At 58.8% G+C, this 20,800-nt stretch carries 18 protein-coding genes; 7 read left to right on the top strand and 11 right to left on the bottom strand.

The window, feature by feature from the left end; all coding sequences use genetic code 11:
- Window positions 1-147 precede the first annotated feature (147 nt).
- Window positions 148-1,038, bottom strand: coding sequence for a protease HtpX (gene htpX, locus J4D25_RS17430; protein ID WP_007973520.1), 891 nt, complete (start codon window positions 1,036-1,038; stop codon window positions 148-150).
- Between the two features lie 316 nt (window positions 1,039-1,354).
- Window positions 1,355-2,566, bottom strand: coding sequence for a pyridoxal phosphate-dependent aminotransferase (locus tag J4D25_RS17425; protein WP_007973513.1), 1,212 nt, complete (start codon window positions 2,564-2,566; stop codon window positions 1,355-1,357).
- A 226-nt stretch (window positions 2,567-2,792) separates the two neighbouring features.
- Between J4D25_RS17425 and msrB the strand changes: the two genes are divergently transcribed.
- The 3 genes from msrB (at window position 2,793) to J4D25_RS17410 (ending at window position 4,327) form a co-directional block, all read left to right on the top strand.
- Window positions 2,793-3,188, top strand: coding sequence for a peptide-methionine (R)-S-oxide reductase MsrB (gene msrB, locus J4D25_RS17420; RefSeq protein WP_057716578.1), 396 nt, complete (start codon window positions 2,793-2,795; stop codon window positions 3,186-3,188).
- Window positions 3,189-3,383: 195 nt separating this feature from the next.
- Complete coding sequence (locus J4D25_RS17415) at window positions 3,384-3,869, top strand: glutathione peroxidase (protein WP_056727098.1); 486 nt, start codon at window positions 3,384-3,386, stop codon at window positions 3,867-3,869.
- Window positions 3,866-4,327 (top strand): MarR family winged helix-turn-helix transcriptional regulator, encoded by a 462-nt coding sequence (locus J4D25_RS17410; protein ID WP_057713825.1) that lies wholly within the window; start codon window positions 3,866-3,868, stop codon window positions 4,325-4,327. The genes J4D25_RS17415 and J4D25_RS17410 overlap by 4 nt, the downstream gene beginning before the upstream one ends.
- Here J4D25_RS17410 and J4D25_RS17405 read toward each other — a convergent pair.
- Window positions 4,311-6,674, bottom strand: a complete 2,364-nt coding sequence (locus J4D25_RS17405) for a response regulator (RefSeq protein WP_079246729.1) — start codon at window positions 6,672-6,674, stop codon at window positions 4,311-4,313. The genes J4D25_RS17410 and J4D25_RS17405 overlap by 17 nt on opposite strands.
- A 123-nt stretch (window positions 6,675-6,797) precedes the next feature.
- Between J4D25_RS17405 and J4D25_RS17400 the strand changes: the two genes are divergently transcribed.
- Together J4D25_RS17400 and J4D25_RS17395 are read left to right on the top strand one after the other, a co-directional pair.
- Window positions 6,798-7,688: an ATP-binding protein gene (locus J4D25_RS17400; RefSeq protein ID WP_057713827.1), complete on the top strand. Its 891-nt coding sequence runs from the start codon at window positions 6,798-6,800 to the stop codon at window positions 7,686-7,688.
- Complete coding sequence (locus J4D25_RS17395) at window positions 7,685-8,167, top strand: GAF domain-containing protein (protein ID WP_057713828.1); 483 nt, start codon at window positions 7,685-7,687, stop codon at window positions 8,165-8,167. The genes J4D25_RS17400 and J4D25_RS17395 overlap by 4 nt, the downstream gene beginning before the upstream one ends.
- On the opposite strand, the gene J4D25_RS17390 is transcribed toward J4D25_RS17395, so the two are convergent.
- The 8 genes from J4D25_RS17390 to J4D25_RS17355 all read right to left on the bottom strand — a co-directional run bounded on the left by J4D25_RS17390 (window position 8,168) and on the right by J4D25_RS17355 (window position 18,847).
- A complete protein-coding gene (locus J4D25_RS17390; RefSeq protein WP_057713829.1) occupies window positions 8,168-11,113 on the bottom strand; it encodes an HD domain-containing phosphohydrolase in 2,946 nt (981 codons plus the stop codon).
- 49 nt (window positions 11,114-11,162) lie between these two features.
- A complete protein-coding gene (locus J4D25_RS17385) occupies window positions 11,163-14,804 on the bottom strand; it encodes a transporter substrate-binding domain-containing protein (protein ID WP_057713830.1) in 3,642 nt (1,213 codons plus the stop codon).
- An 8-nt stretch (window positions 14,805-14,812) separates the two neighbouring features.
- Window positions 14,813-15,439 carry a response regulator transcription factor gene (locus tag J4D25_RS17380; protein ID WP_057713831.1) on the bottom strand — a complete coding sequence of 209 codons (627 nt, stop codon included), beginning with the start codon at window positions 15,437-15,439 and terminating at the stop codon, window positions 14,813-14,815.
- Between the two features lie 245 nt (window positions 15,440-15,684).
- Window positions 15,685-16,077, bottom strand: coding sequence for a response regulator (locus J4D25_RS17375; RefSeq protein ID WP_057713832.1), 393 nt, complete (start codon window positions 16,075-16,077; stop codon window positions 15,685-15,687).
- A gap of 178 nt (window positions 16,078-16,255) precedes the next feature.
- A complete protein-coding gene (locus J4D25_RS17370) occupies window positions 16,256-17,584 on the bottom strand; it encodes a deoxyguanosinetriphosphate triphosphohydrolase (protein WP_057713833.1) in 1,329 nt (442 codons plus the stop codon).
- A 216-nt stretch (window positions 17,585-17,800) separates the two neighbouring features.
- Window positions 17,801-18,145, bottom strand: coding sequence for a hypothetical protein (locus J4D25_RS17365; RefSeq protein ID WP_057713834.1), 345 nt, complete (start codon window positions 18,143-18,145; stop codon window positions 17,801-17,803).
- Window positions 18,142-18,531 carry a phage holin family protein gene (locus J4D25_RS17360; RefSeq protein ID WP_057713835.1) on the bottom strand — a complete coding sequence of 130 codons (390 nt, stop codon included), beginning with the start codon at window positions 18,529-18,531 and terminating at the stop codon, window positions 18,142-18,144. Before J4D25_RS17360 ends, J4D25_RS17365 begins: the two co-directional genes overlap by 4 nt.
- Window position 18,532: 1 nt before the next feature.
- Window positions 18,533-18,847, bottom strand: coding sequence for a YqjD family protein (locus J4D25_RS17355; protein WP_057713836.1), 315 nt, complete (start codon window positions 18,845-18,847; stop codon window positions 18,533-18,535).
- A 328-nt stretch (window positions 18,848-19,175) separates the two neighbouring features.
- Here J4D25_RS17355 and J4D25_RS17350 point away from each other — a divergent pair, with 328 nt between their 5' ends.
- Window positions 19,176-20,384: an ammonium transporter gene (locus J4D25_RS17350; protein ID WP_057713837.1), complete on the top strand. Its 1,209-nt coding sequence runs from the start codon at window positions 19,176-19,178 to the stop codon at window positions 20,382-20,384.
- A 105-nt stretch (window positions 20,385-20,489) separates the two neighbouring features.
- A complete protein-coding gene (locus J4D25_RS17345) occupies window positions 20,490-20,726 on the top strand; it encodes a glutaredoxin family protein (RefSeq protein ID WP_057713838.1) in 237 nt (78 codons plus the stop codon).
- Window positions 20,727-20,800 lie beyond the last annotated feature (74 nt).

The following is a 20,800-nucleotide window of genomic DNA, read 5'->3' as shown; positions in this document are numbered from 1 at the left end:
GCTCGCTCCCACAGTGAATTTGTGTGCGACTCAGAACCTGTGTGGGAGCGAGCTTGCTCGCGATGAGGCCAGAATGAGCACCGCGGCAATCTGCAGACAAAAAAAGGCCCGCATCGCTGCGGGCCTTTTGCTTTGCTGTGGAGTGTATTAGCCCCGACGACGAGCCAGAGCGTCGATGCGCTCTTCCAGCGGCGGGTGGCTCATGAACATGCGAGCGAACCCTTGCTTGATGCCACCGTTGATGCCGAAGGCGTTCAGGGTGTCGGGCATGTGCACCGGCAATCCTTGTTCCGCCCGCAGACGTTGCAGGGCGCCAATCATCGCGGCGGTGCCGGCCAGGTTTGCACCGGCTTCGTCGGCACGGAATTCACGCTTGCGCGAGAACCACATGACGATGGCGCTGGCCAGGATGCCCAGAACCAGTTCGGCGAAGATGGTCGCCACGTAGTAGGCAATACCCTGGCCTTCTTCGTTCTTGAAGATCACCTTGTCGACGAAATTGCCGATGATCCGTGCGAAGAACATCACGAAGGTGTTCACCACGCCCTGGATCAACGCCAGGGTGACCATGTCACCATTGGCCACGTGACCGATTTCGTGGGCCAGGACGGCTTTCACTTCATCCGGCGAGAAGCGCTCGAGCAATCCCTGGCTGACCGCGACCAATGCGTCGTTCTTGTTCCAGCCGGTGGCGAAGGCGTTCGCCTCGTAGGCCGGGAAGATACCGACTTCGGGCATCTTGATCCCGGCTTCGCGAGACAGTTGCTCGACGGTTTGCAGCAGCCATTGCTCGTGACGGGTGCGTGGCTGGGTGATGATCTGGGTGCTGGTGCTCATCTTCGCCATCCACTTGGAGATGAACAGCGAGAACAGCGAACCTGCGAAACCAAAGACCGCACAGAAGATCAGCAGCTGATTGAGGTTAAGGTCAACCCCATTGGCCGCCATGAACCCGTTGAAGCCGAAAAGGCTCAGGGTGATGCTGGCAATCAGCACGACCGCCAGGTTAGTGGCCAAGAACAGCAGGATGCGCATCATGGTTGTAGAAATCTCCTCATGCTAAAGATGTGGCGTACTGCGGGGTATATAAGGTGCTGCACCGGGGTATTCAACCGGGTGACTATTTCAAACTGTGTCCTACGGCAACAGTCTAGCTGCTTGCAGGGCATTTCCGACAAGTATGCGGGAAGTGTTTGTCAGTCAATTCATGTCGAAGGCCCCGCCTTTGTTAGGCGCGAGCAGGCAAGGCGCGATCCGGCAGCGGTCAAGGCGGCTGTCAGTGGCGCAATGCAAACAAATGTTGCCGGATGAATCACCGTGCGACGTTCGGGAACGTCGCACGGTGACAGATCGCTTACTGGCGGTAGGACTTCAGGAAGCCGCCAATGCGTCCGATAGCCATCTCCAGGTCATCGACACGGGGCAGGGTCACGACGCGGAAGTGGTCTGGCCATGGCCAGTTGAAAGCGGTGCCTTGAACCACCAGCAGCTTCTCGGAGAGCAGCAGGTCGAGGACGAATTTTTCGTCGTTATGGATCGGGCAGACCTTGGGGTCGATCCGCGGGAATGCATACAGCGCCCCCATCGGCTTGACGCAGCTCACGCCCGGAATGTCGTTGAGCAACTCCCAGGTGCGGTTGCGTTGCTCCAGCAGGCGGCCCTGGGGCAGCACCAGGTCATTGATGCTCTGATAGCCACCCAGGGCGGTCTGGATCGCATGCTGGCTCGGCACGTTGGCACACAGGCGCATGTTGGCCAGCATGTCGATGCCTTCGATGTAGCTCTGGGCGTGGTGTTTCGGGCCGGAGATGGCGATCCAGCCGGAACGGAAACCGGCCACGCGATAGGACTTGGACAGGCCGTTGAAGGTCAGGCAGAGCAGGTCCGGCGCCAGGGAGGCGGTGCAGATGTGCACGGCGTCATCGTAGAGGATCTTGTCGTAGATCTCGTCGGAGAACACCACCAGATTGTGCTGGCGAGCCAGTTCCAGCATGCCCAGCAGGACTTCTTTGGAGTACACCGCGCCGGTCGGGTTGTTCGGGTTGATGATTACCAGGGCCTTGGTGTTCGGGGTGATCTTGGCCTTGATGTCGGCCAGGTCTGGCCACCAGTTGGCTTGCTCGTCGCACAGGTAATGCACCGGGTTACCGCCCGATAGGCTTACCGCTGCGGTCCACAACGGATAGTCCGGCGCTGGCACCAGCACTTCGTCGCCGTTGTTGAGCAGGGCCTGCATCGACATCACGATCAGTTCGGAAACGCCGTTGCCCAGGTAGATGTCTTCAATGCCGACGCCTTCCACCTGCTTTTGCTGGTAGTACTGCATGACGGCCTTGCGCGCACTGAACAGGCCCTTGGAATCGCTGTAGCCCTGGGCGGTCGGCAGGTTGCGGATTACGTCCTGGAGGATTTCATCCGGTGCTTCGAAACCAAAGGGCGCCGGGTTGCCGATGTTCAGCTTGAGGATGCGATGGCCTTCCTCTTCCAGGCGCTTGGCGTGCTTGAGCACCGGGCCGCGAATGTCGTAGCAGACGTTGGCGAGCTTGTTCGATTTGCTGACCTGCATGGCGATGTGTTCCCGAAAATGAACGATCCAGACGGCGTTTGGGCAGCCGTGCTGGGAATCCTGCGTATTCACACAGGCCTGACGCCTTGAGATGCAGCACCCATATTTCCGTTTGAATGCGCGTGGTCTGGCTGCCAGACTGGCGTTTGACGAGGCGCAATCATACGTGCCGCCCGATCCGTGGAAAAGGTACAGATCGGGCTTTTTCAGCCGCTGAGGTGTGATGATGGAAAAGTTGGAAAAAACCCTGGAAGAATGGAAGGCGATGCTCGACCCGGAGCAGTACAACGTGTGCCGCCTCAAAGGCACCGAACGACCGTTTTCCGGCAAGTACAACGCCACCAAGACCGACGGTATCTACCACTGCATCTGCTGTAACGAGCCGCTGTTCGACTCCAAAACCAAGTTCGACTCGGGTTGCGGCTGGCCGAGCTTCTACGCGCCAATCGGCGACAGCGCCATGACCGAAATCCGTGATGTCAGCCACGGCATGATCCGCACCGAAGTGGTCTGCGCCAAATGCGACGCGCACCTGGGGCACGTTTTTCCCGACGGCCCGCCGCCAACGGGCCTGCGTTACTGCATCAATTCGGTGTGCCTGGACCTCGTGCCGCGCGTGTAATGCGAGCCCTGTAGGAGCGAGCCTGCTCGCGATGGTCGTCAACGATAACGCGGGAAGCCTGGTGCCCCGAGTTGTTCTCTGGTCCATCGCGAGCAAGCGCGCTCCTACAGTGGATTGGCGTTCGATAATTTAAATTGCACACAATTCAATTGCTCGCTATTTTGTTGTCTCTTCCATTCAATCGGAACCTCAAACATGAGCGACAACCTGCTGAGCATTCCTTGCACCACGATCAAGGGTGAGCAAAAGACCCTGGCGGATTTCGCCGGCAAAGCCGTGTTGGTGGTCAACACGGCCAGCAAGTGCGGTTTCACTCCGCAGTACAAAGGCCTGGAAGAGCTGTGGCAGACCTACAAGGACCAGGGTCTGGTGGTGCTCGGCTTTCCCTGCAACCAGTTCGGCAAGCAAGAGCCGGGCAATGAAGGGGCGATCTCCGAGTTTTGCGAGCTGAACTTCGGTGTCAGCTTCCCGCTGTTCAAAAAGATCGACGTCAATGGTGCCGATGCCCATCCGCTGTTCGTGCAATTGAAAAAGCGCGCACCGGGGGTGCTGGGTTCCCAGGGCATCAAGTGGAACTTCACCAAGTTCCTGATCGGCAAGGACGGGCAACTGGTCAAGCGCTTCGCTCCGGCGACCAAGCCGCAGGACCTGACCCGCGAGATCGAAGCCCTGCTCAAATGAACACCTTGTCAGTTGATTCCCTGAAGCTCGACAGCCAGTTGTGCTTCAAGCTGTACGCGGCATCCCGGGCGGTGATTCGCGGCTACAAGCCAATGCTCGATCAGTTGGGCCTGACTTACCCTCAGTACCTGGCGATGCTGGTTTTATGGGAGTGGCAGGAAGCGACCCCGGAGCAACCGACCGTCAAGGCATTGGGCGAGCGTTTGGCTCTGGATTCCGGCACGCTGACACCCTTGCTCAAGCGCCTGGAACAACTGCAACTGGTGCAGCGTCAGCGTTCGGCGCGCGATGAACGTGAAGTGCACTTGAGCCTGTCGCCAGCCGGCACGGCCTTGCGCGAACAGGTTGGGCCACTCAAGGCGCGCCTGTTGTGCGACAGCGGGGTCGATCTGAATCGTCTCAACGAATTGCGCGATGGCCTCGATCACCTGTTGGGGCAGATCAAGGCGCTGTCATAGCGGGGATCCACAGGTCCAGCAGGGCGGCCAGTTCTTCGCGCCGGAAGGGTTTGGCCAGGTAGTCACTCATGCCCGCGGCACGACAGCGTTCACGCTCCTCCGACATGGCGTTGGCCGTCAGGGCAACGATGGGCAGTTGTGGCCAGCGTCCGCTGCGGCGGATTTGCCGGCTGGCTTCATAGCCGTCCATTACCGGCATGTTGCAGTCCATCAGCACCAGGTCGAAATCCCGTTGCTCGAGTTGATCCAGTGCCTCGCCACCATGAGCGGCGGTGGTGACCTCGCAGCCGAGTTTGCCGAGCATGCCCTTGGCCACCAACTGGTTGACCGGGTTGTCTTCCACTAACAGCACGCGCCCGCGACGTTGCGGACATTGTGTGTCGAGTCGAGCCTCGTTGACCGGTTGGGTTTGCGGTTGCAGGATCCTGCGCAACGTTTGAAGTAGCATACTGCGGGCCAAAGGGCGGGCCTGCTGTTGCAAGGGGGCGAGTGCGTTGACCTCTTCGCTGGGCATGAAGTTGCCATACGCGGTGATCAGCAGGATTGGCGCGCTGAGGGTGGGGCGCAAACTGAACAGGCATTCGGGGCAGTCGGTGATGAGCACGTCGGCTGCCAGGCCAAGCAATGGGTCATCCATGGAACGCCGTTCATAGTCCAGCCCCCAGACAGGCAACAGGCTGTTCAACAGTTCCCCCAGTCCGCTGCTGGCGGCCGTGATGGCAATGACTTTGCCCCTGAGCGAAACAGCTGGCATTGCACGGGTATGGCTGGGCAATGGCAACTCCGCGCAGAACTGGCTGCCAAAACCTGCCTCGGAGCTGATGGTCAGACGCCCCTGCATGGCTTCGCAAAGGTTATAGGTCAGGGCCAGGCCCAGCCCGGTGCCGCCAAATTGACGGGTAATGCCGGCACCGGCCTGGGTGAAAGGCTGGAGGATCTTGACCTGCGCCTCCTGAGGGATGCCGATGCCGGTGTCGCAGACTTCGATTCTGACGCCGTCGCCAAACGTCGACAGGCGTACGTCGACCCGCCCGAAACGGGTGAACTTGAGGGCGTTGGACAGCAGGTTACTGACGATCTGCCGCACCCGGGTCGGATCGCCGAGCACCAGTGCCGGGAAATGCGGATCGATCAGGCAGGTCAGTTCGACGCTGGGGGCGGCGTTCTGCGACAACAGGTTGGCGGTGTCTTCGATCAGCGAGCCCAGGTCGAAGGGGATGTGTTCGAGTTCGAGTTGGCCGGCATCGAACTTCGACAAATCGAGAATATCGTTGAGCAATTCCACCAGCACTTTACCCGAGTCATGGGCGATCGACAGTTGCTGCTGTTGTTCGGCATTGAGCGGTCCGTCGAGGGATAGCGCGATCATCCCGAGCAAGCCATTGAGGGGCGTGCGGATTTCATGGCTCATGTTGGCCAGGAACACCGAGCGGGCTTCGGCCATGTCCAGTGCTGTGCTGCGGGCGGCTTCCAGTTCCTCGTTGGATTGGCTCAGCCGGTCGTTGATCGCCTTGAGTTCGGCAGTGCGGGCCGAGACGATGTTTTCCAGTTGGCCAAGATATTCGGTCAGGCGGTTTTCCGCATTGCGCCGCTGCTGGATTTCGGTGGCGATGTTCCTGAATTGCTGGTTGGCAGCCTTGACCAGCACGCCGATCTCATCGTTGGCGTGCCCGGCGGGACACTCCAGCGAGGTCGGCTCGGTGCTGCTCGGGTCGCGACCGCTGAGTTCACGGATGACCCGCACCAGGGGTTTGGTCAGCATCACATAGAACAGCGCCAGCAGGATGCCGGACAGCAGCAGGCTGCGGGCGAAACCATTGAGCAGGGTCACTTCGGCCCGGCGCAGGAACCGGTTGCCGAAGGCGTAAGTATCGACTTTCAGCCGCAGCGTACCCAGGGATTCGTTGGGTAAATTATCCAGGTAAAGCCGGTCTTCGAACTGTCGGCTGGCGCCGAACAGGAAGTCACTGAGCATCCTGTAACCGTTTTCCACACCGGGTCGCTTGACGTTGGCCAGCACGGTGCCGTTGTTGTCGATCAGTTTTGCGCTAATGATCGCTGGCGAGCGCAGCAGGCCCAGGGTCAGTTCCTTGGCGAGTTCGGCGTCGATGTTGTAGGCGATTCGTGAGGCCGGGTTGTGGCTGATTTCCAGCAATGAAAGGATTTCACGATTGATGGAGGCGTCTTCACTGGCATAATCGATGCCTATTTGCAGCAGGCTGAGCAGCGTGCCCAGAATGAAACCGACCAGCACGGTAAGCCGGGCTTGCTTGAATGACAGCCGGTTGGTGAATTTGATGTCCATGGGGGGGTGAACCACTTCCGTTTCCTTTCGCTGCTCAAGCATAGTCGATCATGCCTGCCTGCTGATGTTCTCGCGAGGGCTGTACCGCGGGGGTAGCCGCTTGTGTGACGCTGTGTTTCGTCGCTGTATCACCATCATTACTGTGAACGTGCCCGAGGAGAAGTCGTGGATTCCCGATTGAATGCTTTTCTTGAACGCGCCGATGCCGTTCTGGCCCGTATCGAGCCGTTGCTGCCGGCACCACGGCCAGCCATCGACTGGACGCAGTGCCTGGCCGCGCGCTGGCAGCGTGAGTCGCGCGGCGGTTATCTGATGCCGCTGGAGGTCAGCCTCGACATGCGTTTGTCGGACCTGATCGGCGTCGACCGGCAAGTCGAGCAGCTTGGGCGCAATACCCGGCAATTCCTTGACGGCATGCCAGCCAACCATGCCTTGCTCTGGGGCTCGCGCGGCACCGGCAAGTCGTCGCTGGTGCGCGCCTTGTTGGCCGAACACGCTCACGCCGGTTTGCGCTTGATCGAGATTGAACGTGATCACCTGGCAGACCTGCCGCGGGTGGTCGAACAGATCGGCAAACTGCCCCAGCGTTTCGTGCTGTTTTGCGATGATCTCTCGTTCGAGTCGGGCGAGGGGGATTACCGAGTGCTCAAGAGCGTCCTTGATGGCTCCCTGGAACAGGCGCCGGACAACGTTTTGTTGTACGCCACGTCCAACCGTCGCCACCTGGTGCCGGAAAAGGAAAGTGACAACGAAAACTGGAAACGGGTCGACGGCGAACTGCATCCGAGCGAGGCAGTGGAAGACAAGATCGCACTGTCGGACCGCTTCGGCCTGTGGTTGTCGTTCTATCCGTTTACCCAGGAACACTTCCTCGACGTCGTCGAGCACTGGATCGGCCAGTTGGCCGGCAAGGCCGGACTGGCGTGGCAGCGCACCGAAGAGCTGGACATTCTGGCGGTACGCTGGGCCACCGGCCGAGGCAACCGCAATGGGCGTTGCGCCTATCAATTTGCCCGTTACTGGGTCGGGCTGAAACTGTTGGAGCACAAGGCATGATCGATTTACAAAAGAGCGGCCAGGGCCTCGAAGGCTACGGCATGCTACACGCGCAGCTGGAATCATTGCTGGCGGACGAGCGGGATTTCATCGCCAATGCCGCACAGTTCTCGGCGTTTCTGTTCAATCAACTCGATGATTTGAACTGGGCCGGTTTTTACCTCAACCGTAATGAAGAACTGGTGCTGGGCCCGTTTCAGGGGCAGATCGCTTGCGTGCGGATTCCGTTCGGTCGTGGCGTTTGCGGGGCGGCGGCAGCCACCCTGCAGACTCAACGAGTCGAAGATGTGCACGCTTTTCCCGGTCACATTGCTTGCGACAGCGCCTCGAACAGCGAACTGGTGGTGCCGTTGGTCAAGGACGGCCGATTGATCGGTGTGCTCGACCTCGACAGTCCGAAACTCGCGCGCTTCACCGCGCAGGACCAGGCTGGAATCGAACAGCTGGCGGCGATTTTCCTGCGCCTGACCGACTGCTGATCAAGACGCCAGGCCGGCCTTGGTCAGCAGGCCCGACGCGTCCACCGCATCGATCTGCTCGGGGTCGAGGAAGCGCCTGGCGTACTGCAAATAGATCTGTGCCTTGATGAACAGCCCGAACAGCTCCGGGTCGATGTGGGCATCACGGCACATGAACGCCATGATGCCCAGCGCCTCGCTCAAGGTCTTGGCTTTTTTGTAGGGGCGGTCGGCGGCCGTCAACGCTTCGAAAATATCGGCAATCGCCATCATCCGCGCCGGCAAGCTCATTTCTTCTCGCTTCAAGCGTTTCGGATACCCGGTGCCGTCCATTTTTTCGTGGTGCCCGCCGGCTATTTCCGCGACGCTGCGCAAGTGCTCGGGGAACGGCAGATGGTTGAGCATCAGTATCGTCTGAACGATGTGGTTATTGATGACATACCGCTCCTCGCTCGTCAGGGTGCCCCGGACAATGCTCAGGTTGTACAACTCGCCCCGGTTGTATTTGTGGGGCGGAACGTCGAGCTTGAAGCCCAGGGGATTGTCTTGCGGTATCACTTCGTTTTCGCTGCGTTCGAACAGGTGCTCGGGTTTGTCCGCCAGTAACGGTTCGCTGACGGGCAGGTTGGGGGCGGGCGTTCGGGCCTGACGCCGGTTTTCTTCCCAGGACACGCCCAGCCGGTCATCCAGGGTCCGGGTCCAGGTTCGTTCAGCCAGGCGGCGCAGGCGTTGCAGGTCAGCGTCGGCCATGGCTTCGCCGCCGAGATTGCAGCGGGCAACGAAGGCGAAATCATCATCGAGCCCGGCCAGGCTGGCATTGCGCAGTTCCGCCAACGGTTGCTCGTCACCGCCCAGGGCAATGCCCCGCCAGTAGCTGATCCAGGCATCGCACTTGAGTACCTCGAAGCGGGTACGGATTTCGTGGATACGATCGGTCAGGGTTTCCAGCTTCGTGGCTTTGTCGACGACATATTCCGGGGTGGTGACCTTGCCGCAATCGTGCAGCCAGGCGGCGATGTGCAGTGCCTCCCATTCATCTTCGGTCGGCTGATAGGCGCTGAAGGCGGGTTCCTGGCTCGCTGCCGCCGCTTGGGCGAGCATCAGGGTCAGTTCCGGCACGCGCTGGCAATGGCCGCCGGTGTAGGGGCTTTTGGCGTCGATGGCGCCGGCCAGCAGTTGAATGAAGGCGTCCAGCAGCTGTTTTTGCCGGGCTTGCAGGCGCTGGCTTTCGATGCACACGGCAGCCGCGCCGGACACCGCCTGGAGAAACGCAATGCGGTCCGGCCGCAGCTTGTCCAGATCGCTCTGCTCGCCGCTGTCGGCTAAGAGCAACACCAGCAGACCCACGGTTTCGTTGTGGCGATTGTGCAGGCGGATCCCGATCAGATGGACCCGAGGACTTTCCAGCGCGAGCAGGATTTTCTGCAGATCACCCGCCTGCTCGAACCCCAGGTTGCTGACGACATTGTCGACGTTGGCCAACTGGTGCAGCCATGGGGGGCTTTGCGGGTTCTCGAGCGAGTGTCCGCAGATGTCGAAGTCTTGCAGGTTTTCGGCGGTGTTATTGATGACCAGTCCGTGGGGTTTCATGTGCTCGCCATCACCTTCGCGCAGATAGATCAGGCCGGCCTGGGCCTGGCCGATTTTCACGGTTTCAAACAACACCCGTTCCAGCAGCGGGGCGAAACGGGTTTCGGCGCTGAGGCTGTCAGTGATCTGGAAGAAGCTCGCCAGGGTGTCTTTCATTCGTGCCATCGACACACTCAACTGGTCGACTTCGAGCACCGGCGAGCGACGGGAAAGCGGAAAATTGAAATCGAAACTGCGAATCGCATCGGCCTCCTGCACCAGGGCGCGCAAGGGTTTGACCAGGATTCTTGATGTCAGCCAACCCAGCGGCACGCATAACAGCAAGGTTGCCAGGGTAATCAACGCACCCTGCCAGCGCATCCGGTAAGCGTCGACGAGCAACTCGTCTTCCGGTACCAGCAGCGCCAATTGCAGGCCTTGGGGGCCGCCTTCCTGCATGCTGCTGCGGGCCACGATCCACTGCCGGCCGTCGGCGTTCAGGCGACTGCCCCGAGGGGGGCTGTTGAGCAATGCGTCCAGGCCGGGGCTCAGGTCCGCCGCCTTGACCAGGCGGGACGTCTGATCATCGATGATCAGCTTGCGGCTGTCGGGGTAGGCAATGGCATTGCCTTCGGCGTCGAACAGCACGATTTCGGTACTGGGGGTCACGACGTGCTTGGCCAGGGTCGCGCTGAGTTCGGCCAGAGTCAGGTCGGCGGCCAGGATTGCCTTGTCGCCGCTGCGTCGTGCCAGCGTCGTGCCGATGTTGTGGGTGGAAAAGAAGATATAGGGTTCGGTCGTGATCTGGTCGTTGTCGCCGCGGGCGCTGGTGAACCAGGCGCGGTTGCGTGGGTCGTACGTGTCGTTCAGGTTGTCCTGACGGCTGACAAGTGCCAGGTTCCGGTCGAAAAACAACGACTGGGAGTGGGGCTGGCCGTTGCTGTCGTGCTCGATGCTCCAGACTTGGAAAACCGCCGTATCCGGAGCCTTGACCAGGGCTTTGACTTCCGGGGTGCGCAGCGGGCGGACCATGAAAAAGTCACCATTGTCGTAGCCCAGGTACAGTGAAGCCAGGTTGGGGTTGTCCTCGAGTGACTGGCTGAACGGTTCGAGCAGTGCCAGGCGCTGTTCCAGATCAGGGGACTGGCCCGCCGGATTGAGTGCCAGCAGGCTCAACAGATGACGAATGGGGTCATAGGTCGCGTGCAGGTCCAGGCGGACATCCTGCTCAATGCGGTTGAAGAGTTTTTCGCTGCTGGACAAGATGATCTGTGTGGTTTGCCGGTAGTTGAAAAGCCCCAGCACCGCCCCGGTCAGCAACAGCAAAAAGGTGAACATCACGCTGATATGGACATGCAGCGGAAACCGGCGTGGATCCGTGCGCAGTGGGTCAGGCATTGCGGGTTTCTCCATGATGGTCAACACACCGCTGAGGGACCAAGCATAGTTAAGGCTCTGGCAGTTTGCCTTCGTCGTAATGCTCGATCTGACGTAGCAACGCGTCCTCCAGTTCGAGCATGGTGCGCTCCATGGATTTGCAGCATCCGGCCACTTTTTCGCGATCGGAATCCTCATGACAGGCGGCTTCGAGTGCCTCGCAGCGGTCGATCAGTCGGGAGGCTTGTACTATCCGGGCTGCGCCTTTGATTTTGTGGGCAATGTCCTGCAGCGCTTGCGTATCCCCAGAGCTGGATAGCGACAGCAGCGTTGGCAGATCCTGGCGGTTGCTGTTCACCAACTCGTTCAGCAATCGTCGGTTCAATTTCGGGTTGCCCCCGGTCAGCAGTTTCAACCCGTGAAGGCTGAACGCCGGGGCTACATGGGTTGGTTCAATGCCTTGCACCCATTGACTCAAGGCTCCGAGGCTGAGGGGTTTGAACAGGCAGTCGTCCATTCCGGCCTGTTTGCAGCGTTGTATTTCTTCCGGTTGGGCGTTGGCGGTAAAGCCGAGAACGGTGCAGGGAGGACGATGGAGTTGTCGCTCATGCTGGCGAATGGCACGGGCAAGCTCATAACCGTTCATGACCGGCATGTTGCAATCGGCGATCACCAGATCAAAAGGCTGGTCCTTCCATGCCTCCAATCCCTCCTGTCCATCGGCCGCGACGGTAAATCGATGTCCAAGAAACTCTAGTTGCTGGCATGTGAGCAATCGATTGGCCGAGTGATCGTCGACTACCAGAACATTCAATGGGGTTGTGGCGACGACGACTTGGGTTTCGACCGCACGGGCCGACTGTTGCAGCGGCAACGTTTCCAGCTGCAGCAACACCTCCACTTGGGTACCGATGCCCGGCTCGCTGCGCAATTGCAGACTGCCGCCCATCATCTCGCAGAGATTTCGGCTGATCACCAGCCCCAGCCCTGCGCCTCCCCTGGCCGATTGCATGGCATGGTCGGCCTGAGCGAAGGGTTCGAACAGGCGTTGTTGATCCTGTTCGCTGATCCCGATACCACTGTCGTGAACCTGCACCCGCATCTGCACATGCTCAGGTTGCGTTGCCGGGTGCAGGTCGACAATGACCCGGACCTGGCCTTGCTCGGTAAACTTGATGGCATTGCTGATCAGGTTGGACAGCACCTGTTTGAAGCGCAATGGGTCCAGCAATACATCGAAGGTCGGGTTCGCCGATGAAAACTCCAGCATCAGCTCGAGTTCCTTCTGTCGGGCCAGACCTTCGAAAATCCGCACGACCGAGGTCACAAGTTCACCCGGATCAACCCGCTCCGGAGTCAGGCTCAAGCGTCCTGATTCGATTCTGGCGATGTCGAGAATGTCGCCGATCAATTCCAGCAACCCATTCGCCGAGTTGTACGCGACATCGATGGCCGGACGCTCCGGGTGCTGATGATCAAGACGCTTGAGTGTCAGTTCAAGCATGCCGATGATTGCATTCATCGGCGTGCGGATCTCATGGCTCATCGTGGCCAAAAACGTGCTTTTGGCCCGGTTGGCGTTATCGGCGCGTTCTTTCGCGCAACGCAGATCGTCGAGCAGTTGCCGCCGTTCGCTGATGTCGATCCAGCCACCGATAATGCCTTGCACTTTTGCGCTGGAATCCCGATAGGGAAGAATCCAGTGATAGATCGTCAGCCGCCGGCCACCAATGTGCAGCTCGCGATCGACGATCAACGGTCTGCCCTCGGCCACTACGCGCTGGTAGTCGGCCTGGTACTCCCGGGCTTCGAACACATTGCTCATCGATCCCTGCATGACGCTTTTGCCAATGACATCTTCACGCCGGGCGCAGAACGCTTGCAGGTAACTGTCGTTGCAACTTTGCAGCAGCCCCTGGCGATCACGTACGTAGATCGGATGGGGCGTGCCATTGACCAGCGATCGCATGAACTCGAACTGGTCGTTCAGCGCACGCTCGGCGGCCTTGCGCTGCTTGATCTGGCGTCGCATGTAGTCGTTCCACGCAATGGAAATCAGCAATAGCACGCCGGCACCGATGACGATTTGGTAGAACAGTCTTTGATAGTTGCGCCAGGTGCTTTGCGAGGACGCCGAATAGCCGCGCCAGCGACTGTTGATGATGCCCAGTTCTTCCGGCGAGATGCTCAGCAATGCCTTGTCGAGAATGGCGTTCAGCTCTTTGGCGCCCCGAGCGGTGGCAAGGGAAAACGCTGCCTGCTCGGTGCCGATGGTGGTGCTGATTTGCAATGTGTGCTCGAACAGCCGCGAGGAAATAAAGTAATTGGCAATGACCAGTGAGTTCACCGCGCCCTCTGCCTGGCCTTCGGCGAGCAACTCCACGGCGCTGAAGGTGTCCGGGGTTTCGATCAAATTGATTCGGGGAAACTCTCTGCGCAGGTAATCGATGATTGGATTGCCGCGGGCAATGGCCAGGCGCTTGTCCTGTAGCTGCGCGAGGTTGGTCGAGCTGTCGGCGGCCTTGCGGGTCAGCAGGACGTAGGAATTTTCCAGAAAGGGGCGGGTAAAGTTCAGCTGGGTTTGACGTTCGGCACTGGGGAGCAACGCGGCGATCACATCTACCTTGTTGTCCTTGATCTGTTTGATCATCTCGTCATCGCTTCGACTGCTCCGGATATCGAAGCGCAAGCCGGTACGCAGCCTGATAAGCTCAAGCAAATCTGCGGTGACCCCGCGAAAATTGCCATTGCTATCGAAAAATGTCAGTGGCGCAAAGGCTTCGTTGACGACAACGCGCACAACCGGGTGGTGGCTCAGCCAGCGTTCTTCGCGGTCAGTGAGTTGCAGCTTTTGATCGGTCAGCAGAATGTCGCTACCGGCGCTCCAGCGTTTGGCGATGTTTTCTCGTTCACTGGAGGGGATGGCCGTGATCATGGAGTTGATGATGCCGAGCAGCTCAGGGTTGTTCCGGTTGACGGCGAAGCTGAAACCAAAGGCTTCATGTTTGCCGAAGTTGGCCATGCGGATGTTGTTCAGATACCCCTTGTTGATCATGTAGTGAGTTGAAATGGTGTCACCGAGAAACACGTCCGCCTGATCGAAAGCAACGGCATTGATCGCATTCTGGTAGGACGGATAAGACGTGATGATCGCCTTCGGATACAACGCCTTGACTTCCGCCAGTGGCAAGTAGTGATACACCATGCTCAGGCGCAATCCGGCCAGGCCATCGGTGAGCGATCGTGTTTCCCCTTCGCGGGTGACCAATACGGGTTGGTCGACGGCATAAGGTATGGACAGTGCAATGTCGGCGTTGCCAGCTTCGAATCCATTGGCGGTGCCGAGCAGATCGACTTCGCCATTTTCCAGCGCAGTGATCGCGGCCCCTCGGGAATCGAAACGCTGAACCGTGACGGGCAGACCGGTTACTTTTTCCAGGAGACCGGCGTAATCGGCGGTAAAACCTTCATAGTCCTGACCACTGGTGGTCAGGTCGAATGGTGGATAGTCCGGGGCTGACGTACCGAGCGTCAGTTGGTTTTTTTGTTTTATCCATTGTCGCTGGGATTCATCCAGCCGAACCTCCAGCGCTCCGACCTTCGAGCGGCTGAGCAGCGTGTAGTTTTCATTGCCCGGTGCCCCGAACAACGAGGTGCTCACGCATAGACCTGCGGTCAATTGAATCAGATAGACCTTCAAACGTCTGGGCATCCAGGTTCTCACACGAGTGCGTTACGTTTTGCCATCTCGATCAGTTCAACCAGGGATTTGGCTTTGAGTTTCTGCATGAGGCGCTTTTTGTAGGTGCTCACGGTCTTGTTGCTCAGAAACATGCCCTTGGCGATTTCCTTGTTTGTGCGGCCTTGGGCAAAAAGTTGCAGGACCATCAGTTCCCGGTCGTTTACGGATTTGAACAGTTCCAGTTCCATGCAGCGTGTTTCATCTCCGCGGATGGGGTTCAAAGCCTCGCTCGGAAAATAGTTGTAACCTGCAAATACCGCTTTTATGGCGCTGACCAGTTCACTGATGTCCTCTTGTTTGCAGACATAGCCCGATGCACCCGATTGCATGCAACGAATACCGAAAAGTGTCGGGCATTGCGCTGTCAGTACCAGGGTTTTAAGAGGGGTGCTCATTGCATTGAATCGGGATAGCACTTCCAGGCCATCCAGTTTTGGAATGCTGATGTCGAGAATGACCAGGTCCGGCATGCATTCGCGAACCATCTGCATGGCATCGACCCCATTGTCAGTTTCGCCGACGACTTTGTAACCTTCATGTTCCAGTAACATTCGAACGGCAAGGCGGATAACCGGGTGATCGTCGACAATAAAAACGGAGTTCATAATCAAGTCCCATGCGAGCTCAAATAAAGCGCGCACCATAGCTCAGATACTTGAAGGGACGCATGAACTGACCAGTCTGTAGCAGCAATATAGGAAAAATCCTACAGATGAAAAAGAATGGGACTACGTATTAACTAGGTTTCTTATTAGGAAGGCTGAAAGAAGTCCAGCATGCGGGTGTGCTTTAAATGGAAGTTGTTTGTAAACTTTTCAATGTATGTTTGTCAGTTTTTATATGTTTTTTTCTATAGTGGTGCTGAGGTCAACAAGTCTCTAAATTCAGATTGTTTCAGTGGTTTTATCAAATAACCCAATAATGGCAGCCCCTGTTCAGAGGCCGTTTTTTCAAGCTCATCCAGTTCAGATGTCGTCAGGCTACTGAGAATGATCGCCTGCCTGATCAACCCTCGCTGGCTGGCGAACCGGACCAGATCGAGTCCCGTCAGGTCGGGCAGGCATTGATCGCATAAAAGGATGTCGAACGGTTGGTCGGCCCCGAGCAGTTGCAGCAGGGCGCCTTTGGCGCTGTCGGTGGTCGTCAGCCGGGTGAAGCCATAACTTTCCAGCAGGCATTGAGTGGCTATCAGTTGGAAGGGATGGTCTTCCACCACGAGGATGCGTAGATCGTCTTCGGCCATGGCGCACACTTCATCTGTCGAACGGAAGGGAGGGCGATTGTTTCGCGAGAGTACCGGGCAAGCGATCAGTTTGCTCGACATGTGCTGTAGGGCAATTCGACGAAACTTGAGTGCAGTTGGATGCTGAAGGGGGTATCAGCCATAACGAATGCCGTAATGGCTGATCAATCGATACACCTCAGTGGCTGGCGCGGCCGGTCATTTCCAAGGCCATGTCACTGGCATAGCTGTCGGTCATGCCTGCGATGAAATCAATCATGCGCAAAAACGAAGTGTGCAGCGGGCCGTGAGGATCGGGTGCATTGTTGCCCAGCAGGTCAAGGATGCGGCGGCTCTTGAACGACGGTGTACGCCCATTGTGCTGTTCCAGTGCGGCACCGCAAAAGGCGTTGAGCAGGATTTCCAGCGTGGTGTAGGCGCCGATCTCATGCAGGGTCTTGCGCTTGTCCTGGAAGATTTTTTTGCGGGCCATGTCCTTGGCATTGAGCACGCAACGCTTGGCGGGACCGTGCATGTGTTCCACCAGATCGCCGGGCAGTGTACCGGCCAGCAGAGCATCCTGTTGCTCGACGAAGGCGCGGGCCGCAGCATTGGTCAAGTGCTCGATGGCTTTACCGCGCAGGATAGCCAGTTTGCGTCGGCGCGAATCGTCCGGACCGAGCTGGCGATAGGTCTCCGGCAAGTCATCGCCCACCAGGCCCAACAGCAGGGATTCGACTTCGGCGTATTCCAGCAACTCCATTTCCAGGCCGTCTTCCAGGTCGATCAGCGCATAGCAGATGTCGTCGGCGGCCTCCATCAGGTACACCAGCGGGTGCCGCGCCCAGCGTTGCTCCTCCAGTTGTGGCAGGCCGAGTTTTTGGGCGATCTGCTCCAGCAGTGGCAGCTCGCTCTGATAACAGCCGAACTTGTGTTTCTTGTAGCCCAGCGAGTCGGCGTGCCTGGCCGTCCATGGATACTTCAAGTACGTGCCCAGCGTTGCATAGGTCAGGCGGGTGCCGCCGTCGAACTGGTGATACTCAAGTTGGGTGAGTACCCGAAAGCCTTGGGCATTGCCTTCGAAATTCAGGAAGTCATTGCGCTCGGCTTCACTCATTGCATCCAGCCAGCCACGGCCGGCGGCTTGCTGGAACCAATGGCGGATCGCGTCTTCACCGGAATGGCCGAACGGCGGGTTGCCGATGTCGTGTGCCAGGCAGGCCGATTGCACCACCATCCCCAGATCGCTGGGTTCGCACCATTCGGGCAGGGTCCTGCGGATGGTTTCGCCGACGCGCATGCCCAGTGAGCGACCCACACAACTGACTTCCAGCGAGTGGGTCAGGCGCGTATGAATGTGATCGTTGCTGGACACCGGATGGACCTGGGTCTTGCGCCCGAGACGGCGGAAAGCTCCCGAGAAAATGATGCGGTCGTGGTCTTTGTGAAAAGGGCTGCGGCCGAGTTCTTCCGGGCTGTGCAAAGGTTTTCCGAGGCGTTCGCGGGTAAGCAGGGTATGCCAATCCAAGGCGGGTCACTCCGTCAGGTGTCTGATGGCCTAGCTTCCCGTTTCGCGCCATGACCTGCAAGCGGAACTACAACCCGGCGGCGTTGATATCGAGGCCTCCTTGCAAGATCATTTTCTGGAGGGTGCCTGTTGACCGGGTAGGCGCACAGGATTGCACCCCTCGATAGAGGAGCGCATCCCGTCGACTTTGCAAGCATGCAGCCAGAAAGAAACTGATCAGTCTTTGCGCGAAGAGCCTTGCATGATCAGTTTGATCAGCGGCCCCAGTGTGGTGCCGAGGCGGATCAGCCGGGTCAGACTGCTGAGGCCACCCCCGTTTTTCGCACCCTTGCCGGTCAGAAAGCCCAGCAAGGTGACGGCGGCCACGCCCCAGAGTGGAGCGTGCTTGATGCCGAAGCCGTCCTGCAGGTTTTGCGTCATCCCGCGCACCCGTTGCAAGGGCTGCAGCAGTTGCGAGGATTCGTGGCGGATTTCCTGGCGGTGCATTTCCATGCGCAGGCGGATCAGGGCCTTGCGCATTTCCGTGCGTGAGCTGTTTTGTGGCAATTCAGGCAGGTTCATGGCAGCAGGCGCTCCCGATCGTTGGCCAGCTCTTCCAGGGTGCCATGGAAGGGCGAGGACTCATCGAAAATCGCCGCTCTCAAGCGCATTCCACAGAATATGGCGGCGAGGGAGTAGAACACACAGAGCCCGATGATGGCGGTCAGGCGATACGTGTCCCAGAACACGATAAGCACCAACGTCGACAGCCCCACCAACAGCAGCAACGCAAACACCAGCGCCAGGCCCGCAAACAGCAAGAGGCTGACGGTGCGGGCTTTTTGTTCCTGCAGTTCGATACCGAACAGCTCGACATGGCTGTGCAGCAACCCAAGGAAGGCAGCACCCAGGCGCCGCGATGAGGAGCTTGTTCCCGTCACGGACGGGCCGGATTCGCCGATCGACATATCAGCGCCGGCTGGCCAGCAGGCCGATCAGGAAACCCACGCCGGCCGCGATCCCGACAGATTGCCAAGGGTTGGCCTGGACATAGTCTTCCGTGGCGGTGACAGCAGCCTTGCCGCGTTCGCGCAGGGAGTCTTCGGTCAGCTTCAGGGTTTCACGGGCACGCAAGAGACTTTCGTGGATCTGCTCGCGCAACTCGTCGGCCTGATCGCCGGCCAGGGTCGCGGTGTGCTCCAGCAAGCGTTCGGTGTCACTGACCAGTGTCTGAAAGTCGTTCATCAGGATTTCTTGAGCAGTCTTTGCCTGAGGGCGGGCCATGGTGGATCTCCTTAAGTGGCTTTCTGATGCGTTCGAGTATGAGCCTTCGGCGAAGGTTCAGTACAAATGACTGGTACAACTTTTGCTGAGTCGTGGTGCGCCGGTCCGCACCATTGCGCTATTGCCGGGCATGATTTCAGTAAAACCGTAGGACCAACAATCAAAAACTCGCGTAAACGTCCGGGGCGCGTTTTTCCTGGACGGCGTCCGTGCGCCAAAGTGGTTCAACGAGATCAGTGCGCTGATGTCTTTAAGCTGCAACTTGGTGCATGGCCAGTCATCGCGAACTGCTTTGGTGCTTTTTTCTGCCATAAGGTCTGCCCATCCCATGGAAAACCTGCAAAGCGCTGTGGACACCCTGGTCCATAGCTCCAACACGCTGTTCATTCTGATCGGTGCGGTCATGGTTCTGGCCATGCACGCCGGTTTCGCCTTTCTCGAAGTCGGAACCGTGCGACAGAAAAACCAGGTCAATGCGTTGTCGAAAATCCTCAGCGACTTCGCCGTTTCGACACTGGCCTACTTCTTTATAGGCTATTGGATTTCCTATGGCGTGACGTTCATGCAACCAGCGGCGGTGCTCAATGCCGACCATGGTTATGGCCTGGTGAAGTTTTTCTTCCTGCTGACCTTTGCCGCGGCGATCCCGGCGATCATTTCCGGAGGCATCGCCGAGCGCGCCCGGTTTGTTCCCCAGTTGTGTGCAACCGCATTGATCGTCGCGTTCATCTATCCGTTCTTCGAAGGCATTGTCTGGAACGGCAACCTGGGTCTGCAAGCCTGGTTGCTGGAGCGCTTTGGCGCCGGTTTCCATGACTTCGCAGGATCGGTGGTGGTGCATGCCATGGGCGGTTGGCTGGCACTGGCGGCGGTGTTGTTGCTCGGACCGCGTAATGGCCGCTATCGCGACGGTCGGCTGGTCGCGTTCGCGCCATCGAGCATCCCGTTTCTGGCACTGGGCTCGTGGATCCTGATTGTTGGCTGGTTCGGCTTCAACGTCATGAGCGCGCAAACCCTGCAAGGTGCCAGCGGACTGGTGGCGGTGAACTCGTTGATGGCCATGGTTGGCGGTACGGTGGCGGCGCTGATTGTCGGGCGCAATGACCCCGGCTTTCTGCACAACGGCCCGTTGGCGGGGCTCGTGGCAATCTGTGCCGGTTCCGACCTGATGCATCCTGTGGGGGCGCTGGTCACCGGTGCCGTCGCGGGGGCGATGTTTGTCTGGTGCTTTACCGCGGCCCAAGGCAAATGGCACATCGACGATGTGTTGGGTGTGTGGCCGTTGCATGGTTTGTGCGGCGTGTGGGGCGGCATCGCCTGCGGCATTTTCGGCCAGACCGCTTTGGGCGGGTTGGGTGGGGTCAGCCTGATCAGCCAGTTGATCGGCACTGCGCTGGGCATCACTGTGGCACTGGCCGGCGGGTTTGCGGTGTATGGCGTGATCAAGGCGCTGCATGGATTGCGCCTGAGTCAGGAAGAAGAGTATTACGGCGCGGACCTGTCGATCCACAAGATCGGCGCCGTGAGCCAGGACTGACTCAGGTCTTTTCATGGCCTGCGGCATCATGGCAGGGGCCGCAATGGCTCGACGGTTTTTCGGGGCAGGCCTAGAATGATCACTTCATTTTCTGGTTGAGCGCTCATGCTTCCCGAATGTCAGCTGTTCGGCACCCTTGGATGCCATCTTTGTGAAGTAGCCGAAGCCATGTTGATGGAATTCGTCGAGCGCGGCCTGCTGGTGGAGCTGGTGGATATCGCTGACGATGAAACATGGTTCGCAGCCTACAGCCTGCGAATTCCGGTGTTGCGGCGAGTCGATACCGGTGCTGAACTGGGCTGGCCTTTCAGTGCCGATCAGGTGGTGGCGTTCCTGGGTTGAGCGGTTTTTGCGTTGGTGGCGTGTCCCGCCTGTCGAACTTTACGATTGATCCCCTTGGCTTATTCGGTGTTGAT

Source organism: Pseudomonas sp. GW456-L13 (assembly GCF_017350115.1).
Classification (GTDB): domain Bacteria; phylum Pseudomonadota; class Gammaproteobacteria; order Pseudomonadales; family Pseudomonadaceae; genus Aquipseudomonas; species Aquipseudomonas jessenii.
The sequence above is the reverse complement of the archived record's forward strand: the minus strand, read 5'-3'. Positions and strand labels throughout refer to the sequence as shown.

Bases quoted from the DNA above. Each gene is read 5' to 3' on its own strand.
- J4D25_RS17360 (WP_057713835.1), bottom strand. From the start codon at position 18,531: ATGTCGATCGGCGAATCCGGCCCGTCCGTGACGGGAACAAGCTCCTCA.
- J4D25_RS17375 (WP_057713832.1), bottom strand. From the start codon at position 16,077: ATGGCCGAAGACGATCTACGCATCCTCGTGGTGGAAGACCATCCCTTC.
- J4D25_RS17395 (WP_057713828.1), top strand. From the start codon at position 7,685: ATGATCGATTTACAAAAGAGCGGCCAGGGCCTCGAAGGCTACGGCATG.
- J4D25_RS17415 (WP_056727098.1), top strand. From the start codon at position 3,384: ATGAGCGACAACCTGCTGAGCATTCCTTGCACCACGATCAAGGGTGAG.
- J4D25_RS17380 (WP_057713831.1), bottom strand. From the start codon at position 15,439: ATGAACTCCGTTTTTATTGTCGACGATCACCCGGTTATCCGCCTTGCC.
- msrB (WP_057716578.1), top strand. From the start codon at position 2,793: ATGGAAAAGTTGGAAAAAACCCTGGAAGAATGGAAGGCGATGCTCGAC.
- J4D25_RS17365 (WP_057713834.1), bottom strand. From the start codon at position 18,145: ATGAACCTGCCTGAATTGCCACAAAACAGCTCACGCACGGAAATGCGC.
- J4D25_RS17345 (WP_057713838.1), top strand. From the start codon at position 20,490: ATGCTTCCCGAATGTCAGCTGTTCGGCACCCTTGGATGCCATCTTTGT.
- J4D25_RS17350 (WP_057713837.1), top strand. From the start codon at position 19,176: ATGGAAAACCTGCAAAGCGCTGTGGACACCCTGGTCCATAGCTCCAAC.
- J4D25_RS17425 (WP_007973513.1), bottom strand. From the start codon at position 2,566: ATGCAGGTCAGCAAATCGAACAAGCTCGCCAACGTCTGCTACGACATT.
- htpX (WP_007973520.1), bottom strand. From the start codon at position 1,038: ATGATGCGCATCCTGCTGTTCTTGGCCACTAACCTGGCGGTCGTGCTG.
- J4D25_RS17355 (WP_057713836.1), bottom strand. From the start codon at position 18,847: ATGGCCCGCCCTCAGGCAAAGACTGCTCAAGAAATCCTGATGAACGAC.
- J4D25_RS17410 (WP_057713825.1), top strand. From the start codon at position 3,866: ATGAACACCTTGTCAGTTGATTCCCTGAAGCTCGACAGCCAGTTGTGC.
- J4D25_RS17390 (WP_057713829.1), bottom strand. From the start codon at position 11,113: ATGCCTGACCCACTGCGCACGGATCCACGCCGGTTTCCGCTGCATGTC.
- J4D25_RS17385 (WP_057713830.1), bottom strand. From the start codon at position 14,804: ATGCCCAGACGTTTGAAGGTCTATCTGATTCAATTGACCGCAGGTCTA.
- J4D25_RS17405 (WP_079246729.1), bottom strand. From the start codon at position 6,674: ATGCTTGAGCAGCGAAAGGAAACGGAAGTGGTTCACCCCCCCATGGAC.